This is a genomic window from Streptomyces sp. NPDC026206, from assembly GCF_040638465.1.
Lineage (GTDB): Bacteria > Actinomycetota > Actinomycetes > Streptomycetales > Streptomycetaceae > Streptomyces.
Map to the genome: position 1 here is coordinate 329,578 of NZ_JBEZYL010000002.1, position 26,539 is coordinate 356,116.

Below are 26,539 nucleotides of genomic sequence, written 5' to 3' on the forward strand. Positions count from 1 at the left end.
TCTACTGGCCCCACGCCGCGAGAAACCGTCCCGGAACCGCCATGAACGACCCGCCGCAACCCCCCTCGAGAAGAGACATTCATGGACTTCCTGCGCCCCGCCAGCTGGGAGGAGGCTCTGGCCGCGAAGGCCGAGCACCCCACGGCCGTGCCCATCGCGGGCGGCACGGACGTGATGGTCGAGATCAACTTCGACCACCGCCGGCCCGAGTACCTGCTGGACCTCAACCGCATCGGTGAACTCCACGACTGGCAGACCGGCGAGCGCGACGTCCGCCTCGGCGCCGCCGTCCCGTACTCCCGCATCCTCGACCACCTGCGCACCGAGCTGCCCGGCCTCGCGCTGGCCGCCCACACCGTCGGCTCCCCGCAGATCCGCAACCGCGGCAGCGTCGGCGGCAACCTCGGCGCCGCCTCCCCGGCCGGTGACAGCCACCCGGCGCTGCTGGCGGCCGGCGCCGAGGTGGAGGCGGAGTCGGTGCGCGGCACCCGCCTCATCCCGGTCGAGGAGTTCTACACCGGCGTCAAGCGCAACGCCCTCGCGCCCGACGAGCTGATCAGGGCCGTGCGCATACGCAAGGCCACCGGCCCGCAGCAGTTCTCCAAGGTCGGCACCCGCAACGCCATGGTCATCGCCGTGTGCGCCTTCGGCATCGCCCTGCACCCCGGCAGCCGCACCGTCAGGACCGGCATCGGCTCGGCCGCGCCCACGCCCGTACGGGCCCGCGCCGCCGAGGAGTTCCTCGGCGCCGCGCTGGCCGACGGCGGCCTGTGGGACTCCGGACGGCCCGTCCCGCCTTCCGTGGCCGGACAGTTCGCCGACCTCACGGCCGGCGCCTGCAGCCCCATCGACGACGTGCGCGGCAGCGCCGCCTACCGCAGGCGCGCGGTCGCCGTCATGGCCCGCCGCACCCTCGGCTGGGTCTGGGACGCCTACCGAACCGGTGAAGGGAGGGAAGCACTGTGCGCGTGAACTTCACCGTCAACGGCCGGCCCCAGGAGGCCGACGACGTATGGGAAGGCGAGAGCCTGCTGTACGTCCTGCGTGAACGCATCGGCCTGCCGGGCTCCAAGAACGCCTGCGAGCAGGGCGAATGCGGCTCGTGCACCGTCCGTCTCGACGGCGTCCCGGTCTGCGCGTGCCTGGTGGCCGCCGGCCAGGTGGAGGGCCGCGAGGTGGTCACCGTCGAAGGGCTCGCCGGTCCGCAGGAGGGCGCACTCTCCGGCGTGCAACAGGCGTTCGTCGACGCCGGCGCCGTCCAGTGCGGCTTCTGCACCCCCGGCCTCCTCGTCGCCACCGACGAGCTGCTGGAGCGCAGCCCCGCACCCTCCGACGCCGACATCCGCGAGGCCCTCTCGGGCAACCTGTGCCGGTGTACCGGCTACGAGAAGATCCTCGACGCCGTGCGCCTGGCCGCGGCCCGCGCCGGAGAGGCGGGCTGAACGATGCGCGACATCTCCCGCACCCCCACCGGCCTCACCCAGAGCAGCGGCACCAAGGGCGGCATCGGCGAATCCACGCTGCGCCCCGACGGCACGCTCAAGGTCACCGGCGAGTTCGCCTATGCCTCCGACCTGTGGCACGAGGACATGCTCTGGGGCTTCACTCTCCGCAGCCCCCACGCCCACGCCCGCATCCGCTCCGTCGACGTCTCCGCCGCCCTGGCCACGGCCGGCGTCCACGCCGTGCTGACCCACGACGACCTGCCCGCCGCGACCCGCTACGGGCTGGAGATCCAGGACACGCCCGTCCTCGCCGACGGCGTCGTCCGCCACCACGGCGAACCCGTGGCCCTCGTCGCCGCAGACCACCCCGAGACCGCACGCCGCGCCGCCGCCAAGATCAAGGTCGACTACGAGCAACTCCCCGTCGTCACCGACGAGGAGAGCGCCACGGCCCCCGAAGCACCGGTGCTGCACCCCGGCCGGACCGACGACCACGCGGCTCACGTCCCGCACCCCAACATCGTCCACCGCCAGCCCGTCGTCCGCGGCGACGTCGCCGCCGCCAAGGCCCGTGCGGACGTCGTCGTCACCGGCGAGTACGAAGTCGGCATGCAGGACCAGGCCTTCCTCGGCCCCGAATCGGGTCTGGCCGTGCCCGCCGAGGACGGCGGCGTCGACCTCTACATCGCCACCCAGTGGCTCCACGCCGACCTGCGCCAGATCGCGCCCGTCCTCGGCCTGCCCGAGGACAAGGTCCGCATGACGCTCTCCGGTGTCGGCGGCGCCTTCGGCGGCCGCGAGGACCTCTCCATGCAGGCGCACGCGTGCCTGCTCGCGCTGCGCACCGGCCGGCCCGTGAAGATCGTCTACAACCGCTTCGAGTCCTTCTTCGGCCACGTCCACCGCCACCCCGCCCGGCTGCGCTACGAACACGGGGTCACCCGCGACGGCAAGCTCCTGTACATGACGTGCCGCATCGTGCTGGACGGCGGCGCCTACGCCTCCTCCTCCCCGGCGGTCGTCGGCAACGCCGCCTCGCTCTCCGCCGGCCCCTACGTCATCGACAACGTCGACATCGAGGCGGTCGCCCTCTACACCAACAACCCGCCCTGCGGCGCGATGCGCGGCTTCGGCGCGGTGCAGGCGTGCTTCGCCTACGAGGCCCAGATGGACCGGCTCGCCGCCGCGCTGGAGATGGACCCGGTGGAGTTCCGCCGCCGCAACGCCATGTCGCAGGGCTCCACCATGCCCACCGGCCAGGTCGTCGACTCGCCCGCGCCCGTCGCCGAACTTCTGCGCCGCGTCAAGGCGATGCCGCTGCCCCCGCAGCGGCAGTGGGAGAGCGCGGGCGGCGCCCCGGACATCCGCGCGCTGCCCGGCGGGCTGTCCAACACCACCCACGGCGAGGGCGTGGTGCGGGGCGTCGGCTACGCCGTCGGCATCAAGAACGTCGGATTCTCCGAGGGCTTCGACGACTACTCGACCGCCCGCGTACGCCTGGAGGCCGTGGGCGGCGAGCCCGTGGCCACCGTGCACACCGCGATGGCCGAGGTCGGCCAGGGCGGCGTCACCGTGCACGCCCAGATCGCCCGCACCGAACTCGGCGTGGACCACGTCACCATCCACCCCGCCGACACCCGCGTGGGCTCCGCCGGCTCCACCTCCGCCTCCCGCCAGACCTACGTCACCGGCGGCGCGGTGAAGAACGCCTGTGAGGCGGTGCGCGAGAGGGTGCTGGAAAGGGGGCGGGCCAGGTTCGGCACGTACCACCCGGCGTGGGCGTCGGCCGAACTCCGCCTGGAGGCGGGCAAGGTGGTCACCGACGGCGGCGAGGTCCTCGCCGACCTCGTGGACGTCCTCGAGGACAGTTGCGTCGACATCGAGCTGGAGTGGCGCCACCGCCCCACCGAACCCTTCGACCTGCGCACCGGTCAGGGCTTCGGCCACGTCCAGTACTCCTTCGCCGCCCACCGCGCGGTCGTCGAGGTCGACACCGAGCTGGGCCTGGTCAAGGTCGTCGAGCTGGCCTGCGCCCAGGACGTCGGCAAGGCCCTCAACCCGCTGTCCGTCGTCGGCCAGATCCAGGGCGGCACCACGCAGGGCCTGGGCCTCGCGGTCATGGAGGAGATCGTCGTCGACCCGGTGACCGCGAAGGTCCGCAACCCCTCCTTCACCGACTACCTGATCCCCACCATCCTGGACACCCCCGCCATCCCCGTGGACGTCCTCGAACTCGCCGACGACCACGCCCCGTACGGCCTGCGCGGCGTCGGCGAGGCGCCCACGCTCTCCTCGACACCGGCCGTCGTCGCGGCCGTACGCCAGGCCACGGGCCTGGCCCTGACGCGCGTACCGGTCCGCCCCGAACACCTCACGGGCACCTGACGCGTACGCCCGCACGCGCACCCGCCGCGCACCGGCCGCGCGCCCCCCAGCCGCCGGTGTCGCGGACACCACCGTCTCGGGCCGTCCCCCGGGTCCTGCAGCCCTCACCCGCGATTCCTGGAGCAGGCACCATGACCCATGCATCCGTACGGCCGGAGACCACGGCGGACGACGCGGGCGCGGGCTCGCGTCCGCCCGCCGGACGGTCCCGGCTCGACCGGTACTTCCACATCGGCGACCGGGGGTCGACCGTCGCGCGCGAAGTGCGCGGCGGCATCACGACCTTCATGGCCATGAGCTACATCCTGCTGCTCAACCCGCTGATCCTCTCCGGCCCCGACGTGGCGCGGCACACGCTCGACCGGCCCGGGCTCATCACCGCCACCGCCTCCGCCGCGGCGGCCTCCACGCTGCTGATGGGGCTGGTCGGCAAGGTGCCGCTCGCGCTCGCGGCCGGGCTGGGCGTCTCGGGTGTGGTCTCCACCCAGGTCGCGCCCCACATGACGTGGCCGCAGGCGATGGGCATGTGCGTGATCTACGGGGTGGTGATCATGCTGCTGGTCCTCACCGGGCTGCGCGAGCGCGTCATGAACGCCATTCCGCTGGAGCTCAAGCACGCCATCACCATGGGCATCGGCATGTTCATCGCCCTGATCGGCCTGGTCAAGGCCGGTTTCGTGCACGCCTCGAAGGCCGGTGGCCCGGTCACGCTGGGGCCGGCCGGCGAACTGGCCGGCTGGCCGGTGCTGCTCTTCTGCGTGACCCTGCTGCTGATCTTCATGCTGCAGGCCCGCGAGGTTCCCGGCGCGATCCTCATCGGCATCGTGGCGGGCACCGTCCTCGCGGTCGTCGTCAACGCCGCCGCCGGCCCGGGCCCCGGCACCTGGCAGAACGGCGCCCCCGAACTCAAGGGCAGCGCGGTCTCCATGCCGGACTTCTCGCTCTTCGGACAGGTCGAGTTCGGCGGCTGGGGCGCGGTGGGCGGGATGACCGTCGCAATGATCGTCTTCACGCTGGTGCTGGCCGGCTTCTTCGACGCCATGGCCACCATCATCGGCGTGGGCACCGAGGCGGGCCTGGCCGACGGGAAGGGCCGCATGCCCGGGCTGAGCAGGGCCCTGCTCGTCGACGGCGCCGGCGGCGCGATCGGCGGCGCGGCGGGCGCCTCGGGGCAGACGGTCTTCATCGAGTCCGCGACGGGGGTGGGCGAGGGTGCCCGCACCGGCCTGTCCTCCGTCGTCACCGGCCTGTTCTTCGCCGCGTGCCTCTTCTTCACCCCGCTCACCCGGGTCGTCCCCGGCGAGATCGCCGCGGCGGCGCTGGTGGTCATCGGCGCCATGATGATGAGTCACGCCCGGCACATCGACTGGACGGACCGGGCCGTGGCGATCCCGGTCTTCCTCACCGTGGTGCTGATGCCGTTCACCTACTCGATCACCGTGGGCGTCGGCGGCGGTGTCATCGCCTACACGGCCATCAAGGCCGGACAGGGCAAGTGGCGCGAGCCGGGCGCCTTCATGTGGGCCCTGAGCGTCGTCTTCGCGGGCTACTTCGCCCTGCACCCCATCGAGCACTGGCTCGGCGTGAAGTGAGGAGAGCACTGTGCTGGACATCGCCGAGGACCTGCACCGCTGGTGCGCGGAGGGACGCGACTTCGCCGTCGCGACGGTGGTGACCGTCAGCGGCAGCGCCCCCCGGCAGCCGGGCGCCGCCCTCGCCGTCGACGCGGCCGGCACAGCCGTCGGCTCGGTCTCCGGCGGCTGTGTGGAGGGCGCGGTCTACGAGCTGTGCCGGGCGGCCCTGGAGAGCGGGGAGCCGGTGCTGGAGCGGTTCGGGTACTCCGCCGACGACGCCTTCGCTGTCGGCCTGACCTGCGGCGGCGTCATCGACGTCCTCGTCGTGCCGGTCCGCGCGGGCACCCCGGTACGGGCCGTGGTGGCGGCCGCTGTCGCCGCGGCCGTCCACGGGGAGACGGCCGCCGTCGTCCGCGTCGTGTCCGGCCCGCCCGGGATGCCGGGCCGCACCCTGCTCGTGCGGCCCGACGGCACGTACACCGGCACCCTGGGCGGGCACGGCACGGCCCTGGACCGCACGGCGGCCCGTGAGGCGGCCGCCCTGCTGGACGCCGGCCGCACCGCCACCGTGGAGACCGGGTCGGACGGCGCGCGGTGCGGGGAGCCGGTGGTGCTGCTGGTCGAGTGCAGCGTCCCACCGCCCCGCCTGATCGTCTTCGGGGCCGTCGACTTCGCCGCCGCGCTGGTACGGGCCGGCAGGTTCCTCGGCCACCACGTCACCGTCTGCGACGCCCGGCCCGTCTTCGCCACCCCCGCCCGCTTCCCCGGGGCGGACGAGGTCGTCGTGGACTGGCCGCACCGCTACCTCGACTCCCAGTCCCTGGACGGCCGCACAGCCCTGTGCGTCCTGACGCACGACGCCAGGTTCGACGTGCCGCTGCTGGAACGCGCCCTGCGGCTCCCGGTGGCCTACGTCGGCGCGATGGGCTCACGCCGCACGCACGAGGACCGGCTGGCCCGCTTGCGGGCCGCGGGCCTGACCGAGACCGAACTGGCCCGCCTGCATTCCCCGATCGGGCTCGACCTGGGAGCCCGCACACCGCAGGAGACGGCCCTGTCCATCGCCGCCGAGATCGTCGCGGTACGCCGCGGGGGATCGGGGGTCCCGCTCTCCCGGGTGCGCACACCGATTCATCACGACGCCGGGAGCATGCCCCGCTTCCTTCCATGCCCCGTGCCCGTGTACGGCGGCCACCCCAACGGGTAACCGCCGAACCTCCTGTTCGGCTCCGGGAGGCCGTCTCCTGCGCCGAGCCGGTCGGTCTCCTACGCCGAGCCGGTCGGTGCGGGTGGCCGGCGCTCCAACGCCCCCGGACGTGCCGTAACTGTGCGCCCTCCGCATGGCTTCGCGCCGCCCGTACGGTTTCAGGACGTCACAGCGGTGGCTGCCGGGACGCCGCCGGCGTCCGGGAACCGGTGCGTCCGCCGGTTCAGCCCCCGCCTGTGACCGGCCGATAGAGAACGAGACACAGGTACCAGGAGGGTGCGGCATGGTGAGGGTGAACGAATGGCACATGGCGGCCAACATCGGGGCCGGCCTGGGCTTCGGCGCGATCATCGGGCTGGAGCGCCAGTGGCGCGCGCGGATGGCGGGGCTGCGGACGAACGCGCTCGTGGCCGCCGGTTCCGCCCTCTTCGTGCTGCTGTCGACCTACGGCTTCGCCGACGCCACCAGCTCCGCGGGCTATGACGGCTCGCGCGTCGCCGCGCAGATCGTCTCCGGCATCGGCTTCCTCGGCGCGGGCGTCATCATGCGCGACGGCCTGAGCGTGCGAGGCCTGAACACCGCCGCCACACTGTGGTGCTCGGCCGCCGTCGGCGCCCTTGCCGGCACCGGCCTGTACGTGATCGCCATCCTCGGCACGATCGGTGTGGTCGGCGCCAACACCCTGCTGCGCCCGCTGGCCCGGGGCCTGGACCGGGGACCGCACGGCGGCGCGGAGGTGGTCACCGACTACCACTTCGAGGTGGTGTGCACCGAACCCGAGGAGGCCCACGTCCGCACCCTCGTGGTGCAGGCCGTCACCCGCCCCGGCTTCCGGCTTCGCTCGGTGGACAGCCGCGACGCGGAGACCGCGGGCAAGGTGACCGTATCGGCCGAGCTCACCACCGAGCGCCGCGACGACAGCCTCCTGGAGGAGGCCGTCAGCAGGCTCTCCCTGGAACCCGCCGTCTCCGCCGTCGGCTGGACGGCGCTGCACGGCCCGGACGACGACGACAACGACGATCCGGACGAGGACTTCCGCGCCGGCCGACGGGCACGCCGGCGGGTACGGAACCTGTTCACAGGGCGGTGAGGGGTGCGGCGCCTCACCATGCGTCCTGACGCGGTCACGCGGCGTCGCTGCAGAAAATCTTCACACTGTGCGGGCAACGGTGGCGCCCTTCCTGCGCCGGTCCTCGATATGCCGGTTATGCCCCGGGCGCTTGATGGGCGTGTGTCCATTTATCTTCCCCGGGCGCGGTGGGCCCCTCATATCTGTTACTCGATCCTGTGAAGAAGTTGTAATGATCAGGTGAATGAATCGGAAAGCCAGTCGCTTCCGAGGCCACCTCATGCGCCCTGAGGCGTCAACACGGTTGGCTGCGTAACCCGTTCGCATGCTTATATCTGCGCACCGCAGCGGTCCTAAGAACGGTGGTCGATTCCGGCCGGGCCGCCGCGGTACTGGATGGGCTGTTTTGTTGCGGCCTGCCCGACCTCTTGATAAACAGTCAGACAAACGAAGGGTGCGCACATAATGCGTGACAACCTCGAGACCCGTGAGATCGCCGACGCCGAGCTGGACGCCGTTTCCGGCGGTGTCAGCCTTTCCGGTGGCCTCCTCGGCGCCGTGACCGGCGACGTCCACCACGTGCTGGGCACCGTGACCTCGCTGCACACGGTCCAGGCCGCCACCGCCCTGCCCGGTCAGGTCGAGGGCATCGTCGGCGTCCACGCCGGTGTCGCCGGTCTCTGAGCGATATCTGCTGCCCGTGAACCCCGGAACTCCTTCGTTCCGGGGTTCACGGCTGCCCACGGCCCGGCCGCGCGGGATTTCGGCCGCACAATTCAGCACCCGTGTCACGAATGCAGTCGAAGGAATAGTTCGTGCAGTTCCGCCAAAAGGCGCTTTCCAAGCTGCAATCGCCCGAAGAGCTCGACCTGCCCGTACGCTTCGCGCGCCCGCAGGGCCGGCTGGTCCTGGCCGTCACGGTCGTCGTCATGGCCGCCGCGAGCTTCTGGGCCTTCACCGGATCCGTGTCCTCCAAGCTGAACGTACCCGGCGTCCTCACCCACGCCGAGGGCAGTTACATGCTCCAGAGCCCCTTCGCGGGACAGGTCACCGGCGTCCACGCCAAGGAGGGGCAGCTGGTGACCCCGGGCGCTCCCCTGCTCGACGTCACTACGGACCGGGGTGTGCGGGTCGTGCGGGCGGTGGCAGGGGGGCGGGTGACGACCCTGGTCGCGAAGACGGGTTCGGTCGTCACGACCGGTGCGGACGTGGCGACCGTGGAACGCGTGCAGGATCCGGACGACCCACTGGTGGCCATGTTGTACGTGCCCGGCGGCAGCGGCTCGGCGATCCCCGTGGGCGCCCTTGTCGACCTGAGCGTCCAGTCCGTGCCCCAGCGGCGGTTCGGCGTGCTGCGCGGCCGCGTCAAGGCAGTCGGCCGCGCGCCCCAGACGCCGGCGCAGATCGGCGGTTTCCTCGGCGACAACCGGCTCGCCGCCCAGTTCTCCCGGCAGGGGAACCCCGTGGCGGTGCTCGTGCAGCTGGAACGTTCCTCCGCCACCAGGTCCGGCTACCGGTGGTCCTCGGCGGACGGGCCCCCGTACGCCGTCGACTCCACGACGCCGGTCACCGGATCCGTCCACCTCTCCGCACAGCGCCCCGTCGACTGGCTGCTGCCATGACCGCGCCGCAGCGACACGCCCCGGAGCGGCCCCAGGCCCCGGCCCTCCGGCTCCCGCCCGCCGGACGCCGGCGCCACCGCCCCGCGCCCCAGGGCGGAGCGCGCCGACGCTCACCCGCGCCCCGAGCCGGCAGGCAGAAGACCGTACGCACCCCCACCGTGCTGCAGATGGAAGCGGTGGAGTGCGGCGCCGCCGCGCTGGCCATGGTGCTCGGCCACTACGGCCGCTTCGTCCCCCTGGAGGAGCTGCGCATCGCCTGCGGCGTCTCCCGCGACGGCTCCCGTGCCAGCAACCTCCTCAAGGCCGCCCGCTCCTACGGGCTGACGGCCAAGGGCATGCAGATGGACCTGGCCGCGCTCGCCGGGGTGAGCGCCCCGGCCGTCCTCTTCTGGGAGTTCAACCACTACGTCGTCTACGACGGCACGGGCCGCCGCTTCGGCCGCCGCGGCGTGTACATCAACGACCCGGCCAAGGGCCGGCGGTTCGTCCCCATGGAGGAGTTCGACAGCAGCTTCACCGGCGTCGTGCTCACCTTCGAGCCCGGCGAGGGCTTCCGCCGCACCGGCCGCAGGCCCGGCGTCATGGGCGCCCTGCCCGCCCGCCTGCGCGGCACGTCGGGCACCATGCTCGCCGCCGTGCTCTCCAGCCTCCTGCTGGTCGCCGTCGGCGCTGCGGTGCCCGCGCTGAGCCGTACCTACATCGACATGTTCCTGATCGGCGACCAGACGTCCGCGCTGGGCGTGCTCTTCGCGTCGATGGCGGTCACCCTGGTGCTCACCGCGACGCTCACCGCGCTGCAGCAGGCCAACCTGCTGCGCGGACGCATCATCTCCTCCACGCTGGGCAGCGCCCGCTTCCTGCGGCATCTGCTCAGACTTCCGGTCACCTTCTTCTCCCAGCGCAACCCGGCCGACCTGGTCCAGCGGCTGCAGTCCAACGACGCGGTCGCCGAGACGCTGGCGAGGGACCTCGCGGCCGCCGGTGTGGACGCGGTGGTGGTGGTCCTCTACGCGGTGCTGCTGTGGACGTACGACCCGCAGCTCACCGTCGTCGGCATCGGCATCGCGCTGCTCAACGTGGTCGCCATGCGCATCGTGATCCACCTGCGGGCCACCGGCACCCAGAAGCTGCGCGCCGAGAGCGCCCGGCTCACCAACACCTCCTACAGCGGCCTGACGCTCATCGAGACGATGAAGGCCACCGGCGGCGAGAACGGCTTCTTCCGCCGCTGGGCCGGACAGCACGCGATCACCCTCGACGTGCAGCAGCGGCTCGGCGTGCCCAGCGCGTGGCTGGCGGTCGTCGCGCCCACGCTGGCCGCGCTCAACAGCGCGCTCATCCTGATGATCGGCGGCCTGCGGGCGGTGGAGGGGCACCTCTCGGTCGGTCTGCTCGTGGCCTTCCAGGCCCTGGTGACCAGCTTCACCGCGCCGATCACCCGGCTCAACGGCGTGGCCGGACGGATCCAGGACTTCGCGGCCGACGTCGCCCGCCTCAAGGACGTCGAGAACTTCCCCGTCGACCCGGTCTACTCGCGGCGCGAGCCCGCCGCCGGTACCCGCCGCCTCAAGGGCCACGTGGAGCTGGACGGCGTCACCTTCGGCTACAGCCCCCTGGACGCCCCGCTGCTGAAGGACTTCTCGCTCTGCGTCGGCCCCGGGCAGCAGGTCGCGCTCGTCGGCGGCTCCGGCAGCGGCAAGTCCACCGTCTCCCGGCTGATATCCGGCCTCTACGCCCCCTGGGAGGGCACCATCCGCATCGACGGCATGCGGCTGGAGGACATCCCGCGCGGCGCGCTGGCCGCCTCCGTCTCCTTCGTCGACCAGGACGTCTTCCTCTTCGAGGGCACCGTCCGCGACAACGTCGCACTGTGGGACCCCTCCATCCCGGACGAGGACGTCATCGCCGCCCTCCAGGACGCCGCCGTCCACGACGTGGTCGCCCGGCGGCCCGGCGGCATCCACAGCCGCGTCGAGCAGGACGGCCGCAACTTCTCCGGCGGCCAGCGCCAGCGCCTGGAGATCGCCCGGGCGCTGGTGCGCCGCCCCAGCGTCATGGTCCTCGACGAAGTGACCAGCGCCCTGGACGCGGCGACCGAACAGGTCGTCATCGACAACCTGCGCCGCCGCGGCTGCGCCTGCGTGGTCATCGCCCACCGGCTGAGCACGGTGCGCGACAGCGACGAGATCGTCGTGCTCGACCGGGGCACGGTCGTGGAACGCGGCCGGCACGAGTACCTGATCGCCGCGCAGGGCGCGTACGCCGAACTGGTCAAGGAGCACTGAGGTGACGTCCCCTTCCGTTTCGAATTCTCTTTCGAATGCCCATGCTTCGGCTCCCGATTCGGTCGTGGCGGCCCTGGGCGGGCTCGGCTCGGCCGTCGACTGCACGGGCCTGCGCAGCCTGTCCCTGGAGGGCCCGCTCGTGCTGTGGCTCGTCGAGGACGGCGAACTGGACCTGTTCGCCGTCGACGCCGCGCAGGTGGGGCACTGGCACTTCCTGGGCCGGCTGGAGGCGGGCACGCTGCTGCTGGGCCCGGCCGAGGGCCCCGCGCACACCCTGGTCGGCCGGCCGGTGCAGGGCTGCCGGCTGCGCCGCATCGAGCTGCGCGAGCTGCACCGGCCGGAGCACGGCGACCAGTCGTACGAGGGTCAGTGGTACGAGGGTCAGTGGTACGACGGCCAGTGGTACGACGGCCAGTGGCAGTCCGGTACCGCCGACGGAGCGCTGAGCCCCCTGGAGGGCGCCTTCGCCCTCGGCATCGGGCGGGGCCTGCGCGTGCTCTACCAGGCACCGTTGGAGAGCCGGGCCACCACCGGCCGGGGCGGGGCCGACGACGACATCCTGTGGATGCAGATCACGCCGGGCAGCGTGCAGTACGGCGCCGTGTACGAGGGGCACCAGGCGGGAACAGCCGGCACCCTCCTCGTCGACCCGGCGATGTGGCAGGGCATGGTCGACCAGCAGTACCGGTTGCTGTACGCCCTGGACCACTGGATCGAGCAGCTCGAGCGCGCCCACGAGGACCGCACGGCAGCCGGCATCGAGGCCGGCGAAGCCGCCCGTACCCAGGCGGACCGCGCGTTGCTGGCCTCCATCGGCCGCTCCGGCAAGGACTCCCGCCGTGGCGCGAGCGACGACGCGACCCTCGCCGTGTGCCGCCTCGTCGCCGACGAAGCGGGCATCACCCTGTCCGAACCGGGCGGAACGGGCGACGCCGCACGGATGGACCCCGTCGAACGCATCGCGCTCGCCTCGCGCGTGCGCACCCGCACCGTCAGGCTCGGCGGGCGCTGGTGGCGGGAGAACGCCGGGCCCCTGGTGGGCCGGCGCGAAGAGAGCGAGGCGCCGGTCGCACTGCTGTGGCGGCGCGGCGGATACGAGGCCGTCGACGCCACCGGCGCGCGGGAGCGCATAGGCAAGGACAACGAGGCCGCCTTCGCACCCCGCGCCGTCATGTTCTACCGCCCGCTGCCGGACCGGAAGCTGGGCCTGCTGCCACTGCTGCGCTTCAGCCTGCGCGGCACCCGGCGGGAGCTGGGCGGCCTCGTCCTCGGCGGGCTGGTCGCGGTCGGCCTGGGCGCGCTCGTACCGATCGCCACCGGCAAGGTGCTCGGCCAGTACGTACCCGACGCCGAGAACAGCCTCATCGTGCAGACCGCCCTGGCGCTCATCGCGACCGGTGTCGTCTCGGCGGCCTTCATGCTGCTGCAGAACATCTCCATCCTGCGCATGGAGGGCCGCATCGAGGCCACCCTGCAGCCGGCCGTGTGGGACCGGCTGCTGCGGCTGCCGGTGAAGTTCTTCGCCGGCCGTTCCACCGGCGAACTGGCGAGCGCGGCCATGGGCATCAGCTCCATCCGCCGCGTGCTGTCCGGCATCGGCTCGGTGTCCGTGCAGGCGGGCACCGTCGGCACGATGAACCTCGTCCTGCTGCTCGTCTACAGCGTGCCGCTGGCGATGGCGGCGGTCGCCATGCTGCTCGTCATCGCCGCGGTCTTCCTGGGCCTGGGGCTGTGGCAACTGCGCTACCAGCGGCAGCTGATCAAGCTCGGCAACAAGCTCAACAACCAGGCGTTCCAGACCCTGCGCGGACTGCCCAAGCTGCGCGTCGCCGCCGCCGAGAGCTTCGCCTACGCCGCCTGGGCACGGGAGTTCGCCCGCACCCGCGAACTGCAGCAGCGCATCGGCCGCATCAAGAACGTCATCACGGTGCTCAACGCGGTCTACCTGCCACTGTGCACGCTCGTGATGTTCATGCTGCTGGCCGGACCGGCCCGGGGCAGCATGTCCGCCAGTGAGTTCCTCACCTTCAGTACCGCCGTGACGATGCTGCTCTCCTCCGTCACACAGCTGACCGGCGCACTCCTGTCGGCCGCCGCCGTGCAGCCGATGTTCGAGCAGGTCAAGCCGGTCTTCCAGGAGATCCCGGAGGTACGCGGCTCCAGCGCCCAGCCGGGCGAGCTGAGCGGCGGCATCGAGGCCCGGCAGCTGTCCTACCGGTACACCGACGACGGCCCGCTGGTACTCGACGACGTCACCTTCCAGGTGCGGCCGGGCGAGTTCGTCGCCGTCGTCGGGGCCAGCGGCTGCGGCAAGTCGACACTGCTGCGGCTGCTCATCGGCTTCGACAAGCCCCTTTCCGGCAGCGTCCTGTACGACGGCCAGGACCTGGCGGCACTCGACCAGGCGGCCGTGCGCCGCCAGTGCGGCGTCGTCCTGCAGAACGCCCAGCCCTTCTCCGGCTCGATCCTCGACTGCATCTGCGGCACGGGGATGTTCTCGCTGGAGGAGGCGTGGGAGGCCGCCGCGATGGCGGGCCTGGCCGAGGACATCAAGGCCATGCCCATGGGCATGCACACCATGCTGTCCGACGGCGGCGGCACCGTCTCGGGCGGCCAGCGCCAACGCCTGATGATCGCCCAGGCCCTCATCCGCAAGCCGCGCGTCCTCTTCTTCGACGAGGCCACCAGCGCACTGGACAACGAAGCCCAGCGCGTGGTCATCGAGTCCACCCGCGCCCTGCGCGCCACCCGCATCGTGATCGCCCACCGGCTCTCTACGGTCATGGACGCCGACCGGGTGATCGCCATGTCGGAAGGCCGGATCGTCCAGCAGGGCCGGCCCGCCGAACTGCTCGCCGACACCAACGGCCTCTTCCACGAGCTGGTCCGCCGTCAGCTGAGGTGAGCGAGCGCGTGCATTGCCCGCCGCCGTCCCCTTCCGCCTCAGAGCCAGTCGCGGCGCTTGAAGACGAAGTACAGGCTGACGCAGACGACGGCCATCAGCAGGATCGCGAAGGGGTAGCCGAAGGCCCAGTGCAGCTCGGGCATGTGGTCGAAGTTCATGCCGTAGATCGTGCCGACGAGGGTGGGGGCGAAGAGGATGGCGGCCCAGGAGGAGATCTTCTTGATCTCCTCGTTCTGCTCGAAGCCCGCCTCCGCCAGGGCTCGCATCTCCGCGTTCTGTTGCTGGGTGACGAGGGTGGCGTTGACGGCGAGGATGTCGGCCAGGGCCGACCGGAAGCCGTCGACGCGTTCGCTGGTGTGGGTGACGTGGTCGGCGACGTCGCGGAGGTAGCGCTGGAGCTCGTCGTCGGTGCCGTACTTGGTGAAGCCCGCCATGAGGCCGTGGAGCATGCCGACCAGGGGACGGGTGGCCCGCTGGAATTCCACCATTTCGCGGGCGAGTTCGTAGATGCGGCGGGAGACGGCGGGGTCGCCGCCGAAGACCTCGGTCTCGATCTCGTCGATGTCGTTCTGCACGCCCGCCACGACCGGGGCGTAGCCGTCGACGACGGCGTCGAGGATGGCGTAGAGCACGGCCTCCGGGCCCAGGGCCAGGAGTTCCGGTGTGGCTTCCATGCGGCTGCGTACGGCCGAGAGGTCGGGAGCCGCGCCGTGCCGGACGGTGATGAGGAAGTCTGGGCCGACGAAGACGTGCAGTTCGCCGAAGTCGACCTCCTCGGGGGCGTCCAGGTAACGGGCGGCGCGCAGGACGACGAAGAGGGTGTCGCCGTAGCGCTCCAGTTTGGGGCGCTGGTGGGCCTCCAAGGCGTCCTCCACGGCCAGCTGGTGGAGGTCGAACTCGTCGGCCAGGGAGAGCAGTTCCCCCTCGGTGGGGCGGTAGAGGCCGATCCACGCCATGCTCTCCGGGTGCTCGCGCAGGTGCCGATACGTTTCGGCGAGGGAATCCGGAGTGGCGACGCGGTGCCCGTCGCGGTATACGGCGGCGCGGACGACGCTGCCCTGGGTGCCGGCCGGGTCGCCGTCCGGATCGCCGGTGGGACCGGGGGCGCGGTCCGGGGGAGTGGGCGGGGTGGCGGTGCGGCCGTTCGGGGGACGCAGCCACGAGTGCTTCCTGGGCGCGGACCGGTGGCGGGGAGGGCGCTCGGGCATGTTCCTCTTCCCTCTCGCTCGGCACTGGACCGCAGAACAGGATATACGGCCTCATATGAAACGTCCGGGGCGTCGTGGGGCGCTGTCAGTGCCCGCCCGTACCGTGAGGGCATAGCCACCATCGCGGCAGCGGCGCCCGTAGTGACCGGGCGCGAGCTCAATCGCGCCCTTGCTGGAACGCCGGCTGCTGCTGCGCCGGTGCAAGGCCTAGTGCCTCTTCGGCCGCAGCGAATCCAGGTGCCCGCGCAGCACCTTCCGCATGGTGTCCGGGCGGACGGCGTCGGGGCGTAGCACGGCCTGCAGCGCCAGGCCGTCGAGCAGTGCCGACAGGCGCAGCGTCTCCACCGCGATGTCCAGGCCCTCGGCCAGCCCGCCCGCCCGCTGTGTCTCGTTCAGTACGCGGGTGAGCAGTTCGTGCATGCCATCGTGCAGCTTCTCCGCGCGGGGCCGCAGCTCGGGCCGTGTGCGGGCGGCCGTGGTGAAGGTCAGCCAGAGCGCGGCCTCTTCATGGCGTGCCCGGTCGAGCGGCAGGAACTCGGCCAGCAGCTCTTCGACGCTGTCGCGGCGGTCCGCGACGTCCGTGGCCGGGTCCAGGATCCTCCCGGCGTGGTCGCGGACCCGCCGGTCGATGCGGCGGGCCAGCTCGTCCATGGCGAAGAGCATCATCTCGCCGTGGCCGGCGAAGTAGTGCCGGACCGAGCCGATGGCCAGCCCTGCCTCCTCCGCGACGTTGCGCAGCGAGGCGTTCTCCAGGCCGCCCCGGCCGGCCACGCGCAGGACGGCGTCGGCCACTGCTTCGCGGCGCGCCTCGCGGTCGACGATCTTCGGCATGTTGCCGTTTATAGCACGGCTCGGCTAAATTCTATTTAGCACGATCGAGCTATTTAAGGGGTCCGAATGAACGTCTGGCTGCTGGGCGCTGTCATCGCGGTGGTGGCCGTCGCCGTCGTGATCAAGCGGCTGATCGGTGAACCGCTCAACGCACGCGACCTGTTCGTGCCTCCTCTCGTCCTTACTGGACTCGGCGTCTGGACCCTGACCGAAGCGCAGGACCTCACCGGAGCGGATCTTGCCTGGGTGGTGGCGGGAGCTGCCCTGGGCATCGCCCTCGGGATGCTGCGGGGCACGACCGTCCACGTCTTCGAGAAGCGGGGTGTGCTGTGGCAGCGCTATACCGGCCGCACGTTTCTTGTTCTGGTCGTGTCGGCGGTTGTGATGGTGGGTTTCGGTCTCCTCGCGGTGCACATGGGGATGCGGGAGGAGGCCCGGCCGGTGCAGCTGTCGATCGGGGTCGGGTTCCTTGGTGAGGCGCTGGTGATAGGGCGGCGGGGGCTGGTCAGCGGGGTGCCGTTCGCGCCGGAGCGCTTCCGCTAGGCGCTGGGCGGGGGAGTTCGCCCCTGTCCCGCCCTTTCACCGTTTCCTGTCCTCAAGCGCCGGACGGGCTGTTGGTCCCGGGCAGGCTGTGTGCGCCCGGACGGCCTGGCTGCGCCCGGACGGCCTGGCTGTGCCCGGACCGGCTTGTTGTGCCCGGACGGGCTGTCGTTCACTCCCCGACGTCGCGGCTCCGCAGGTCCGCCAAGGTCTCGCGGCGTACGAGCAGACGGGCCCGGCCGTCGGACACCGCGGCCACCGGGGGGCGGCCGACGAGGTTGTACGCCGAGGCCATCGAGACGTGGTACGCCCCCGACGCCGGGACCGCCAGTACGTCGCCCGGGCGGATGTCGCCCGGCAGCGCCACGTCCTCCGCGAGGATGTCGCCCGCCTCGCAGTGGCGGCCCACCACGGTCACCGGCCGTGCGGGCGCCGCCGAGGCGCGGCCCACCAGGCGGACCGTGTAGCGCACGCCGTACAGCGCGGGGCGCGGGTTGTCGCTCATGCCGCCGTCGACGGCCACGAAGACGCGGTTGCCCGTGGACTTCACGGCGAGCACCCGGTACAGCGCCACGCCCGCCGGGCCCGCGATCCAGCGGCCGGGCTCGACCGTGAGGCGGGGGACCGGCAGGCCGGCGTGGGCGCACTGCAAGGAGAGCTCGCCGGTGATCCGGGCGGCGTAGGCGTGCGGGTCCAGCGCCGGATCGCCGTCGCGGTAGGCGATGGCGAAGCCGCCGCCCAGGTCGAGTTCGGGGAAGGTCACGCCGTGCAGGTCGCGGAGGCGGGCCAGCAGCGGGACCAGGCGCCGCACGGCGGTGACGTAGGGCTGCACGGAGGCGATCTGGGAGCCGAGGTGGCAGTGCAGGCCGACGAGTTCGAGGCGGGGCTGGCCCAGGATGCGGGCCACCGCGTCCTCCACCTCACCGCCCGCGATCGGCAGCCCGAACTTCTGCCCCTCGACCCCGGTCCGTACCGCCGCGTGCGCGCCGGCCTCGACGCCCGGCACCACGCGGACCAGGACCCGCTGGCGGGCGCCGGGCGGGACCAGGGCGGCGAGCCGGGGGATCTCGCCGGTGCTGTCGACGACGATCCGGCCCACGCCCAGCCGCAGCGCCGTGCGCAGGTCGTCGGGGCTCTTGGCGTTGCCGTGCAGGACCACGCGCTCGGCGGGAAAGCCCGCGAGTGCGGCGAGTTCGAGTTCGCCGGCCGAGCAGACGTCGAGGCAGAGCCCCTCCTCCTCGATCCAGCGGATCATCGTGCGGGACAGGAACGCCTTGCCGGCGTAGGCGACGTCGGCGTCCGGCAGGGCGGTGCGCCAGGTGCGGGCCCTGGCCCGTACCTCGTCCTCGTCGACGACGTAGGAGGGGGTGCCGAAGCGGTCGGCGAGCTCGGCGAGGGCGACGCCGCCGACGGCCAGGTCGCCCGAGGGCAGGGCGCGGGTGGAGGCGGGCCACACGGGGCCGGGCGAGGGCTCCTCGGGCAGAGGCGGGAGGGCGGCGGGGGCCAGGGGAAGGGACACGGATGACCTCCTTCGAGGGAACGATCGGATGCGAGGAGTCAGCCGGGGAACGTCGGCAGGAGGGGCGTGGTGTCCTCGGGGAAGGGCCGCACGGGCGGCGCGGTCAGCTGGGGGTCGACGGAGACCAGTGCGACGCCGAGCGGCGCGGCCAGGGCCCGGACGGCCGGCAGCGCGAGACGGACCGATGTGACGTCCGGGCCCAGGCAGTCGGAGAGCCGCCGCACGGTGGTGAAGGCGACGACCGCGCGGGTGCCGAGCGGGGAGCGGTAGACGCGCAGGGCGAAGCCGGCGGGGCAGGGCCGTACGGGTACGTACAGCAGGTTCGCCCGGACCGGATGGGAGGGCTCTCCGTCGTCGGCCGGGTGGCTTTCGAGGCTGTTGGGACTGTCGTGGCGGGTGACAGCGGCAACGGCCGCAGCTTCGGCGGGGGTACGGCTCACATGCATGACGGTCCTCGGAAGGTGTCGGGAGGGAGATGCGTCGGTCACGTTATGCCCGGCGCACGCCCCCGCGAGCGCCTCCTTGACAGCATGTTGACCCCTCCCGACGGTCCCTTGACGGCTCGTTGACGGGCGCGACCTCCGCGCGCCCCCTTCGTCCCCCCCCCGCACCCCCGGCGCACGCCGTATCTTCACCCCGCCGCGCACCACGGCCCGCACACCCCTGGCCCCGGCCCGCCGACTTGAGATATTGGGAAGTATCGCGAACCAGGGTCAACCGGAGGACAGATGACGGCAACGAACCCGACCGGAACGGCGGCCACGGCCGGTCAGGCGAGCGGATTCCGGGCGGCCCGGGACTTCCTGCTCGCGCACCGTGAGGACTACGAGAGGGCGTACGAGGGCTTCGACTGGCCCCGGCCCACCACCTTCAACTGGGCGCTGGACTGGTTCGACGAGATCGCCCGGGACAACGACCGCACCGCCCTGTGGATCGTGGAGGAGGACGGCAGCGAGACCCGCCTGACCTTTGACGCACTGCGCCGGCGCTCGGACCGGCTCGCCAACTGGCTGCGCGTCCGGGGCGTACGCCCCGGGGACCGCCTCCTCGTCATGCTCGGCAACCAGACCGAGCTGTGGGAGACCGCCCTCGCCGCGATGAAGCTGCGTGCCGTCGTCATTCCGGCCACGCCGCTGCTGGGCCCCGCGGACCTCGCCGACCGCATCGGGCGCGGCCGGGCCCGCCATGTGCTCGTACGGGCCGAGGACACCGCCAAGTTCGCCGGCGTACCCGGTGACTACACGCGCATCGCCGTGGGCGGCACGGACGAGGCGGGCTGGCTCGCCTACGAGGACTCCCAGGGCGCCGACGAGGTCTTCACCCCCGACGGGCCCACCCTCGCGGACGACACCCTCCTCCTGTACTTCACCTCCGGTACCACCGCCCGCCCCAAGCTCGTCGAGCACAGCCACATCTCCTATCCCATCGGTCACTTGTCGACCATGTACTGGATCGGGCTGCGGCCGGGCGACGTCCACCTCAACATCTCCTCTCCCGGCTGGGCCAAGCACGCCTGGTCCAACCTCTTCGCGCCCTGGAACGCCGAGGCCACCGTCTTCGTCCACAACTACACGCGCTTCGACGCGGCCCGCCTCATGGCGGAGATGGACCGCTGCGGCGTCACGACCTTCTGCGCCCCGCCCACCGTGTGGCGGATGCTCATCCAGGCCGACCTCGGGGCGCTGCGCACCCCGCCGCGCGAGGCCGTGGCGGCCGGCGAGCCCCTCAACCCCGAGGTCATCGAGGCCGTCCGGCGCTCCTGGGGCGTCACCGTCCGCGACGGCTTCGGGCAGACGGAGACCTCGGTGCAGGTCGCCAATCCGCCCGGCCGGCCGCTCAAGACCGGTTCCATGGGCCGCCCCAGCCCCGGCTTCACCGTCGTCCTCCTCGACCCGCACACCGGCCGGCCCGCCGAGGAGGGCGAGATCGCCCTCGACCTGACCGAGCGGCCCGTCGGCCTGATGACCGGCTACGCGGGCGACCCCGAGCGCACCGCCGAGGTCATGGCCGGCGGCTACTACCGCACCGGCGACATCGGCTCCCGCGACGCCGACGGCCACATCACCTACATCGGGCGCGCCGACGACGTCTTCAAGTCCAGCGACTACAAGATCTCTCCCTTCGAGCTGGAGAGCGCCCTCCTGGAACACGAGGCCGTCGCGGAGGCCGCCGTCGTCCCCGCCCCCGACCCGCTGCGGCTGTCCGTGCCGAAGGCGTACGTCGTCCTCGCCGAGGGCTGGGAGCCGGGCCCTGACACCGCCAAGGCCCTGTTCGCCCACTCGCGGGCCGTGCTCGCCCCGTACAAGCGCGTCCGCCGGCTGGAGTTCGCCGAGCTGCCCAAGACCGTGTCCGGCAAGATCCGCCGCATCGAGCTGCGCGAGCGCACCGCACAGGGCGGCGGCGCCGAGTACCGAGAGGAGGACCACCGGTGAGCGCACCTTCCCCCGCCTACGCGGCCGGCCCCACCGACATCCCGCTGCTCGACGACACCATCGGCGCCAACCTGGCCCGTACGGTGAGCCGCTTCGCCGGCCACGAGGCGCTCGTCGACGTGCAGAACGGCCGGCGCTGGACGTACGCGCAGTTCGCCCGGGCGGTGGAGGAGGTCGCGCTGGGGCTGCTGGCCAAGGGCGTGGCCAAGGGTGACCGGGTGGGCGTCTGGGCCGTCAACTGCCCCGAGTGGGTCATGGTGCAGTACGCCACCGCCCGCATCGGCGCCATCATGGTCAACGTCAACCCGGCCTACCGGGTGCACGAACTGGAATACGTCCTGCGTCAGGCGGGGATCGGCGTGCTCGTCTCCTCCCTGAGGCACCGCACGAGCGACTACCGCCGCATGGTCGAGCAGGTCCGCGCCACCTGCCCGGCCCTGCGCGACGTCGTCTACACCGGCGATGCCACCTGGGACGGGCTCGTGCGCCTCGGCGCGGCCACCGACCCGGAGCGGCTCGCCGAGCGGGAGGCCCTGCTGCACTGCGACGACCCGGTCAACATCCAGTACACCTCCGGCACCACCGGCTTCGCCAAGGGCGCGACGCTCTCCCACCGCAACATCCTCAACAACGGCTACTTCGTGGGAGAGGCCCTCGGCTACATCGAGCGGGACCGCATCGCGCTGCCCGTGCCCTTCTACCATTGCTTCGGCATGGTCATGGGAAACCTCGCAGCCACCTCGCACGGCGCGTGCGTGGTCATCCCCGCCCCGGCCTTCGACGCCGCCGCCACCCTGCGCGCCGTCGAGCGGGAGCGCTGCACCTCGCTCTACGGCGTGCCCACCATGTTCATCGCCGAGCTGGGCCTGCCCGACTTCGCCGGGTACGACCTGTCCTCGTTGCGCACCGGCATCATGGCGGGTTCGCCGTGCCCGTCGGAGGTGATGAAGCGGGTCGTGACGGAGATGCACATGGCCGAGGTGGCCATCTGCTACGGGATGACCGAGACCTCCCCGGTCTCCACCCAGACCCGGCGCGACGACGACCTCGGCCGCCGCACCGGCACCGTCGGCACGGTGCTGCCGCACGTCGAGGTGAAGATCACCGACCCGGCGACGGGCGCCACGGCCGGCCGTGGCGAGCCGGGCGAGCTGTGCACCCGGGGCTACTCGGTGATGCTCGGCTACTGGGACGACGCCGAGCGCACCACCGAAGCCGTCGACGCCGACCGCTGGATGCACACCGGCGACCTCGCGGTGATGGACGAGGACGGCTACGTACGGATCGTCGGCCGCATCAAAGACATGATCATCAGAGGTGGGGAGAACGTCTACCCGCGCGAGATCGAGGAATTCCTCCACTCCCACCCCAAGATCTCCGACGTGCAGGTCATCGGCGTCCCCGACGAGAAGTACGGCGAGGAGATCATGGCCTGCGTCATCCTCCACGACCCCGCCGCCACCCTCACCCGCGACGAGCTCGCCCGCTACTGCCGTGGCCGGCTCGCGCACTACAAGGTGCCGCGCCATCTGCGGGTGATGGACGCGTTCCCCATGACCGTCAGCGGCAAGGTGCGCAAGGTGGAGCTGAGGCAGGAGGCGACGGCCCTGCTGAGTGCCGGGGCGGCGGCGGTGACCCAGCCGTAGGGGCGGCGGCGGTGACCCGGTCGTAGGGGCGGGCACGCAGTGGGGGGAGGGCCGCCTGCGGCCCTCCCCCCACGACCCCCCGTGCCTTGTCCCCCGTTGTTTCCCCCGTGGACGGGCCCGCGTTCCCCCGTGTCTCGCGGGCCCTGCGCACAGTCTCCGCCCGTTCAGGGCCAAGTGGCCATGTTCTGCGGGCAGTTCAGAGCAAGAATTGAGCTTCGCGGTGCCTGCGGGCTCAGCCCTTGCCGTGCCGCACCAGCTCGTCGGCCCAGTCGTTGAGGGCCTGGGGCGTGCCGGTGAGGTCCATCACGAACAGCGGCAGTCGCAGGTCGTCGGCCCGGCAGCGGGCGTCGCCCGCGTAGCCCGCCAGGGAGAAACAGGCACTGACCGCAGCGTCGAGCAGCCCGTGCAGCCACAGGCACTCGATGTCGCGCAGGGTGGTCGGCAACGTCGTCGGGTCGACGCGGGCGACCAGGCCGGTGGCGCGCAGGTCCACGCCGGACGCGGCGGGCGCCGGGCAGTTCGCGGGGCGGCGTACGTCGGTGAAGCCCAGCCACCGCAGATAGCGCTCGGCGGCCATGACCGCGTCGCGCTCGGTGCGGATGGTCACCGGCCGGAAGGCCGGGCGCGGGGCCGGCCGGGGCGGCCGCGCCGCCTCCTCCGCTTCGGTGGCCGGCCGCTCGGGCGCCGGCTCGCCCGCGGGCTGCACGGGCAGTCGTACGACCGTCCCGCAGGAGCAGCCGAACTCCGGACGCGGCCACTGGCCCTGGCGGTCGCAGGACGGGCAGCGCACCGCCACCCAGGAGTCGCGCCAGGTCCGGCGCGCCAGTAACTCCGGTGTGGCATCGGCCCGTACGGGCACGGTGAGCGGGGCACCGCACGCGCAGGGGAAAGTGGGCGGGGTGAAGGAGTGCTCCCGGCGGCACGTGGGGCAGTGCACCGGCACGCTCTTGGCCATCTTCGGCTCCAGCGAGGGGTCCGTAGGGGTCGTGGGGTACCCCATCGTCCACGATGCGGGGGCGGCCGGGGAGTGAATCGCCAAGGCGGGGGTGAGTGAAGGCCGGACGGCGGCGCCGGGGGGCGCGACAGGACAGGTACCGGCGCCGCCGCCCGGGGTCTGTGGTGCGGCCGTTACGGGAGGGGCTCGTACTCGCGCACGGCGTCGATGTCCGGTCCGTGCGGGGTGTTCGCCTCGCGCTCGATCATGATTTCGACCAGCACCGGGCGCGAGGTCGAGACGGCCTCCTTGCGGGCCCACTCGATCGCCGGCCGGATGTCCGCCGGATCGACGACGCGCCGCCCCGAACAGCCGTACGCCCGCATGAGGGTGACGTGGTCCGTACCCGTCTCGTCGTAGTGGATGTCGACCTGGTAGTTCATGTCGTACCCGGCCGAAGCCTGCCGGATCAGGCCCAGGTACTCGTTGTTCAGCATGATCAGCACGTACGGGACGTCGTACTGCGCCGCGACCGCCAGCTCCTCGACCATGTACTGGAAGCCGTAGTCCCCGACGACGGCGACCACCTCCGTCCCGCCCCGGCCCATGCCCTGCAGCGCCTTCTTCACGCCGATCGCGGCCGGGACCTCCCAGCCGAGCGGGCCGGCCTGGCCGCACACCTGGTAGCGGCGCGGCAGGTGTGCCTTCTGATGCTGGCCGCCCCAGATCTGGTACAGGCCGATGGCGGTGACGAAGTAGGTGTCCGGGGCGAAGGCCTCGTTGATCTCCTTGTAGATCCGGGGGGCCTTGATGGGCACCGTGTCGAAGTCCTCGCGCCGGGTCAGGCTCCTCTTCAGCTCCCGGCAGCGCGCGACCCACGGCGCGATGTCCGGCGCGACGCCGCGCGTCCGGGTGGCCTCCAGCAGCGCGGCGAGGAAGAGCCGGGCGTCGGAGACGACACCGAGGTCGGGTTCGATGACCCGGCCCAGCTGGGTGGGCTCGATGTCGACGTGCACGAACGTCCGCCCGCCCTTGTACGTGGCGGTGTCGGCGCCCGTGTGCCGGTCGCCGAAGCGGGCGCCGACCGCGAGCACGAAGTCGGACTCCAGGAACGAGGCGTTGGCGTACCGCTGAGAGGTCTGGATGCCCGTGGTGCCCATGTTGAGCTCGTGGTCGTCCTCGATGGCGCCCTTGCCCATGAGGGTGACCTGGAAGGGCACACCCAGATGCTCCACCAGCGCGCGCAGTCCGCCCGCGGCCCCGGCGAGGATCACCCCGCCGCCGGCCAGGATCAGCGGCCGTTCGGCCGCCAGCAGCAGATCCAGGACGGCCTCCACACGGGGCGGATGGGGCTCGACGGCCCGTGACGGCAGCGGCGCGTCCGTCGCGGCGTCGTAGCGGATCGACTGCTGGGCGATGTCGACCGGGATGTCGATCAGTACGGGCCCGGGCCGCCCCTCGCGTGCGGTCCGGAACGCCTCGCGGAAGATCCACGGAATCTGCGCCGCTTCCTTGACCTGGACCGCCCACTTGGTGACGGGACGGGCGATCGCGACGATGTCGACCGCCTGGAACGCCTCCTGGTGCAGCTTGCCGGAGACCGCCTGGCCGGTGACGCAGACCATGGGGATCGAGTCGGCGAACGCGGTGTACAGGCCGGTGACGAGGTTGGTGCCGCCGGGCCCGGAGGTGGCGATGGCGACACCGGCACGGCCGTTGGTGCGGGCCCAGCCGTCGGCCATGTGGGTCGCGCCCTCCTCGTGGCGGACGGTGAGGTGCTCGATGCCGCCGACGACCTCCATCGCCTTGTACAGGGGCAGGATCGCGGCTCCGGGACAGCCGAAGGCGATGTCGACGCCCTCGTCCTTCATGATGTGCACGGCCGCCTGCATGGCGGGCATGGTGACCGCGCTCATGACGCGATCCCCGACAGCCCCTCGACGCCCCGCAGGAGCGCCGAGTGGTCCAGGTCGCCGTCGCCCCGGTCGCGGGCTGCTGCGACCAGGGTCGCCACGACGGCGCCCAGCGGTAGCGCGGCACCCACCTCGCGGGCGGCGGCGGTGACGATGCCCATGTCCTTGTGGTGCAGGTCGATCCGGAAGCCGGGGGCGAAGTCGTGGGCGAGGAAGTTGTGCTGCTTGCGGGCCAGGACGGCGGAGGCGGCGAGGCCGCCGCCCAGCACCTCCAGCGCGGCGGTGAGGTCCACGCCCGACTTCCGCAGGAAGACGACGGCCTCCGCGCAGGCCTGGATGTTGGCGGCGACGATCAGCTGGTTGGCGGCCTTGACGGTCTGGCCCGATCCGTGGGGCCCGCAGTGGACGATGGTCGCGCCGAGCGCCTCCAGGAGCGGCCTGGCCTCGGCGAAGTCGGCTTCGTCGCCGCCCACCATGATCGACAGGGTGCCTTCCACGGCTCCGGCCTCGCCGCCGGACACGGGTGCGTCCAGGACGCGTACGCCGTGCGTGGCGGCGGCGCGCGCGAGGTCGGCGGAGGTCCGCGGGGTGATCGAGGACATGTCGATGAAGAGGGTGCCGGGTGCGGCGTTGGCGAGCACGCCGTCGTCGCCGTAGGCGATGGCCGTGACGTGGGGGTCGGCGGGGACCATGGTGACGACGACGTCGGCGCCGCGGACCGCGTCCCGCACGGATGCGGCGGGGGTGCCGCCGTTTGCCGCGAGGCGGTCGAGCTTGTGCGGTTCGAGTGTGTACCCGGTGACCCGGTACCCGGCCTTGAGCAGATTCCCGGCCATGGGTGAGCCCATGATGCCGAGGCCTATCCAGGCGATGCGGGGCAGTGCCATTGCGTTCCTTTCGGGGTGGGATCGGGGGTGCGGGTGGGGTGCGGTGCCCTTGCGTTGCGTTGCGGGTGGTGGATTTTGCCCCTGACCCGCCCTTTCACCGTTTCTTGCCCTCAAGCGCCGGGCGGGCTGGAGGTGGC

General features: G+C 72.2%; 20 protein-coding genes. 13 read left to right on the forward strand and 7 right to left on the reverse strand.

Annotated elements, in window-relative coordinates:
* Positions 1 to 81 precede the first annotated feature (81 nt).
* From AB0F13_RS04950 to AB0F13_RS04995, 10 genes are all read left to right on the forward strand, one after another.
* Positions 82 to 972 (forward strand): xanthine dehydrogenase family protein subunit M, encoded by an 891-nt coding sequence (locus AB0F13_RS04950; RefSeq protein WP_362075275.1) that lies wholly within the window; start codon positions 82 to 84, stop codon positions 970 to 972.
* On the forward strand, positions 963 to 1,442 hold the full coding sequence (locus tag AB0F13_RS04955) for a (2Fe-2S)-binding protein (RefSeq protein ID WP_362075278.1): 480 nt from the start codon (positions 963 to 965) through the stop codon (positions 1,440 to 1,442). The genes AB0F13_RS04950 and AB0F13_RS04955 overlap by 10 nt, the downstream gene beginning before the upstream one ends.
* 3 nt (positions 1,443 to 1,445) lie before the next feature.
* Positions 1,446 to 3,830, forward strand: coding sequence for a xanthine dehydrogenase subunit D (pucD, locus tag AB0F13_RS04960; protein WP_362075281.1), 2,385 nt, complete (start codon positions 1,446 to 1,448; stop codon positions 3,828 to 3,830).
* 131 nt (positions 3,831 to 3,961) lie between these two features.
* Entirely contained in the window at positions 3,962 to 5,422 is a 1,461-nt protein-coding gene (locus AB0F13_RS04965; RefSeq protein WP_362075284.1) for an NCS2 family permease, read from the forward strand.
* Positions 5,423 to 5,432: 10 nt separating this feature from the next.
* The gene (locus AB0F13_RS04970; protein WP_362075287.1) at positions 5,433 to 6,611 is read left to right on the forward strand and encodes an XdhC/CoxI family protein; all 1,179 of its coding nucleotides are present in this window, start codon (positions 5,433 to 5,435) and stop codon (positions 6,609 to 6,611) included.
* 283 nt (positions 6,612 to 6,894) lie between these two features.
* A complete protein-coding gene (locus AB0F13_RS04975; protein WP_362075290.1) occupies positions 6,895 to 7,701 on the forward strand; it encodes an MgtC/SapB family protein in 807 nt (268 codons plus the stop codon).
* 444 nt (positions 7,702 to 8,145) lie between these two features.
* Positions 8,146 to 8,364, forward strand: coding sequence for a hypothetical protein (locus tag AB0F13_RS04980; RefSeq protein WP_362075293.1), 219 nt, complete (start codon positions 8,146 to 8,148; stop codon positions 8,362 to 8,364).
* Between the two features lie 131 nt (positions 8,365 to 8,495).
* Positions 8,496 to 9,302: an HlyD family efflux transporter periplasmic adaptor subunit gene (locus tag AB0F13_RS04985; RefSeq protein ID WP_362075296.1), complete on the forward strand. Its 807-nt coding sequence runs from the start codon at positions 8,496 to 8,498 to the stop codon at positions 9,300 to 9,302.
* On the forward strand, positions 9,299 to 11,587 hold the full coding sequence (locus AB0F13_RS04990) for an NHLP family bacteriocin export ABC transporter peptidase/permease/ATPase subunit (RefSeq protein WP_362075299.1): 2,289 nt from the start codon (positions 9,299 to 9,301) through the stop codon (positions 11,585 to 11,587). The genes AB0F13_RS04985 and AB0F13_RS04990 overlap by 4 nt, the downstream gene beginning before the upstream one ends.
* 1 nt (position 11,588) lies before the next feature.
* Entirely contained in the window at positions 11,589 to 14,492 is a 2,904-nt protein-coding gene (locus tag AB0F13_RS04995; RefSeq protein WP_362075302.1) for an NHLP bacteriocin export ABC transporter permease/ATPase subunit, read from the forward strand.
* Between the two features lie 38 nt (positions 14,493 to 14,530).
* Here AB0F13_RS04995 and AB0F13_RS05000 read toward each other — a convergent pair whose 3' ends face one another.
* Together AB0F13_RS05000 and AB0F13_RS05005 are read right to left on the reverse strand one after the other, a co-directional pair.
* Positions 14,531 to 15,700 (reverse strand): CorA family divalent cation transporter, encoded by a 1,170-nt coding sequence (locus AB0F13_RS05000; protein ID WP_362075305.1) that lies wholly within the window; start codon positions 15,698 to 15,700, stop codon positions 14,531 to 14,533.
* A 207-nt stretch (positions 15,701 to 15,907) separates the two neighbouring features.
* Positions 15,908 to 16,531 (reverse strand): TetR family transcriptional regulator C-terminal domain-containing protein, encoded by a 624-nt coding sequence (locus AB0F13_RS05005; RefSeq protein WP_362075308.1) that lies wholly within the window; start codon positions 16,529 to 16,531, stop codon positions 15,908 to 15,910.
* 66 nt (positions 16,532 to 16,597) lie between these two features.
* Here AB0F13_RS05005 and AB0F13_RS05010 point away from each other — a divergent pair, with 66 nt between their 5' ends.
* Positions 16,598 to 17,074: a DUF1453 domain-containing protein gene (locus AB0F13_RS05010; protein ID WP_362075311.1), complete on the forward strand. Its 477-nt coding sequence runs from the start codon at positions 16,598 to 16,600 to the stop codon at positions 17,072 to 17,074.
* A gap of 169 nt (positions 17,075 to 17,243) precedes the next feature.
* Here AB0F13_RS05010 and lysA read toward each other — a convergent pair whose 3' ends face one another.
* Entirely contained in the window at positions 17,244 to 18,620 is a 1,377-nt protein-coding gene (lysA, locus tag AB0F13_RS05015) for a diaminopimelate decarboxylase (protein WP_362076032.1), read from the reverse strand.
* An 8-nt stretch (positions 18,621 to 18,628) separates the two neighbouring features.
* Positions 18,629 to 19,030, reverse strand: a complete 402-nt coding sequence (locus AB0F13_RS05020; RefSeq protein ID WP_362075314.1) for an SAV_915 family protein — start codon at positions 19,028 to 19,030, stop codon at positions 18,629 to 18,631.
* Positions 19,031 to 19,318: 288 nt separating this feature from the next.
* Between AB0F13_RS05020 and AB0F13_RS05025 the strand changes: the two genes are divergently transcribed.
* Entirely contained in the window at positions 19,319 to 21,022 is a 1,704-nt protein-coding gene (locus AB0F13_RS05025) for an AMP-binding protein (RefSeq protein WP_362075317.1), read from the forward strand.
* Positions 21,019 to 22,668, forward strand: coding sequence for an AMP-binding protein (locus tag AB0F13_RS05030; RefSeq protein WP_362075320.1), 1,650 nt, complete (start codon positions 21,019 to 21,021; stop codon positions 22,666 to 22,668). Before AB0F13_RS05025 ends, AB0F13_RS05030 begins: the two co-directional genes overlap by 4 nt.
* A 232-nt stretch (positions 22,669 to 22,900) precedes the next feature.
* Here the strand turns inward: AB0F13_RS05030 and AB0F13_RS05035 are convergent, their stop codons facing one another.
* The 3 genes from AB0F13_RS05035 to AB0F13_RS05045 form a co-directional block, all read right to left on the reverse strand.
* Positions 22,901 to 23,623 carry a hypothetical protein gene (locus tag AB0F13_RS05035; protein ID WP_362075323.1) on the reverse strand — a complete coding sequence of 241 codons (723 nt, stop codon included), beginning with the start codon at positions 23,621 to 23,623 and terminating at the stop codon, positions 22,901 to 22,903.
* Between the two features lie 173 nt (positions 23,624 to 23,796).
* Positions 23,797 to 25,518, reverse strand: a complete 1,722-nt coding sequence (gcl, locus tag AB0F13_RS05040) for a glyoxylate carboligase (RefSeq protein WP_362075326.1) — start codon at positions 25,516 to 25,518, stop codon at positions 23,797 to 23,799.
* A complete protein-coding gene (locus AB0F13_RS05045; RefSeq protein WP_362075329.1) occupies positions 25,515 to 26,402 on the reverse strand; it encodes a 2-hydroxy-3-oxopropionate reductase in 888 nt (295 codons plus the stop codon). Before AB0F13_RS05045 ends, gcl begins: the two co-directional genes overlap by 4 nt.
* Between the last annotated feature and the right edge of the window lie 137 nt (positions 26,403 to 26,539).

Coding starts and splice junctions, on each gene's coding strand:
- AB0F13_RS04950 (WP_362075275.1), top strand. CDS start 82: ATGGACTTCCTGCGCCCCGCCAGCTGGGAGGAGGCTCTGGCCGCGAAG.
- pucD (WP_362075281.1), top strand. CDS start 1,446: ATGCGCGACATCTCCCGCACCCCCACCGGCCTCACCCAGAGCAGCGGC.
- AB0F13_RS04965 (WP_362075284.1), top strand. CDS start 3,962: ATGACCCATGCATCCGTACGGCCGGAGACCACGGCGGACGACGCGGGC.
- AB0F13_RS04975 (WP_362075290.1), top strand. CDS start 6,895: ATGGTGAGGGTGAACGAATGGCACATGGCGGCCAACATCGGGGCCGGC.
- AB0F13_RS04980 (WP_362075293.1), top strand. CDS start 8,146: ATGCGTGACAACCTCGAGACCCGTGAGATCGCCGACGCCGAGCTGGAC.
- AB0F13_RS04990 (WP_362075299.1), top strand. CDS start 9,299: ATGACCGCGCCGCAGCGACACGCCCCGGAGCGGCCCCAGGCCCCGGCC.
- AB0F13_RS05000 (WP_362075305.1), bottom strand. CDS start 15,700: ATGCCCGAGCGCCCTCCCCGCCACCGGTCCGCGCCCAGGAAGCACTCG.
- AB0F13_RS05005 (WP_362075308.1), bottom strand. CDS start 16,531: ATGCCGAAGATCGTCGACCGCGAGGCGCGCCGCGAAGCAGTGGCCGAC.
- AB0F13_RS05010 (WP_362075311.1), top strand. CDS start 16,598: ATGAACGTCTGGCTGCTGGGCGCTGTCATCGCGGTGGTGGCCGTCGCC.
- AB0F13_RS05025 (WP_362075317.1), top strand. CDS start 19,319: ATGACGGCAACGAACCCGACCGGAACGGCGGCCACGGCCGGTCAGGCG.
- AB0F13_RS05035 (WP_362075323.1), bottom strand. CDS start 23,623: ATGGCCAAGAGCGTGCCGGTGCACTGCCCCACGTGCCGCCGGGAGCAC.
- gcl (WP_362075326.1), bottom strand. CDS start 25,518: ATGAGCGCGGTCACCATGCCCGCCATGCAGGCGGCCGTGCACATCATG.
- AB0F13_RS05045 (WP_362075329.1), bottom strand. CDS start 26,402: ATGGCACTGCCCCGCATCGCCTGGATAGGCCTCGGCATCATGGGCTCA.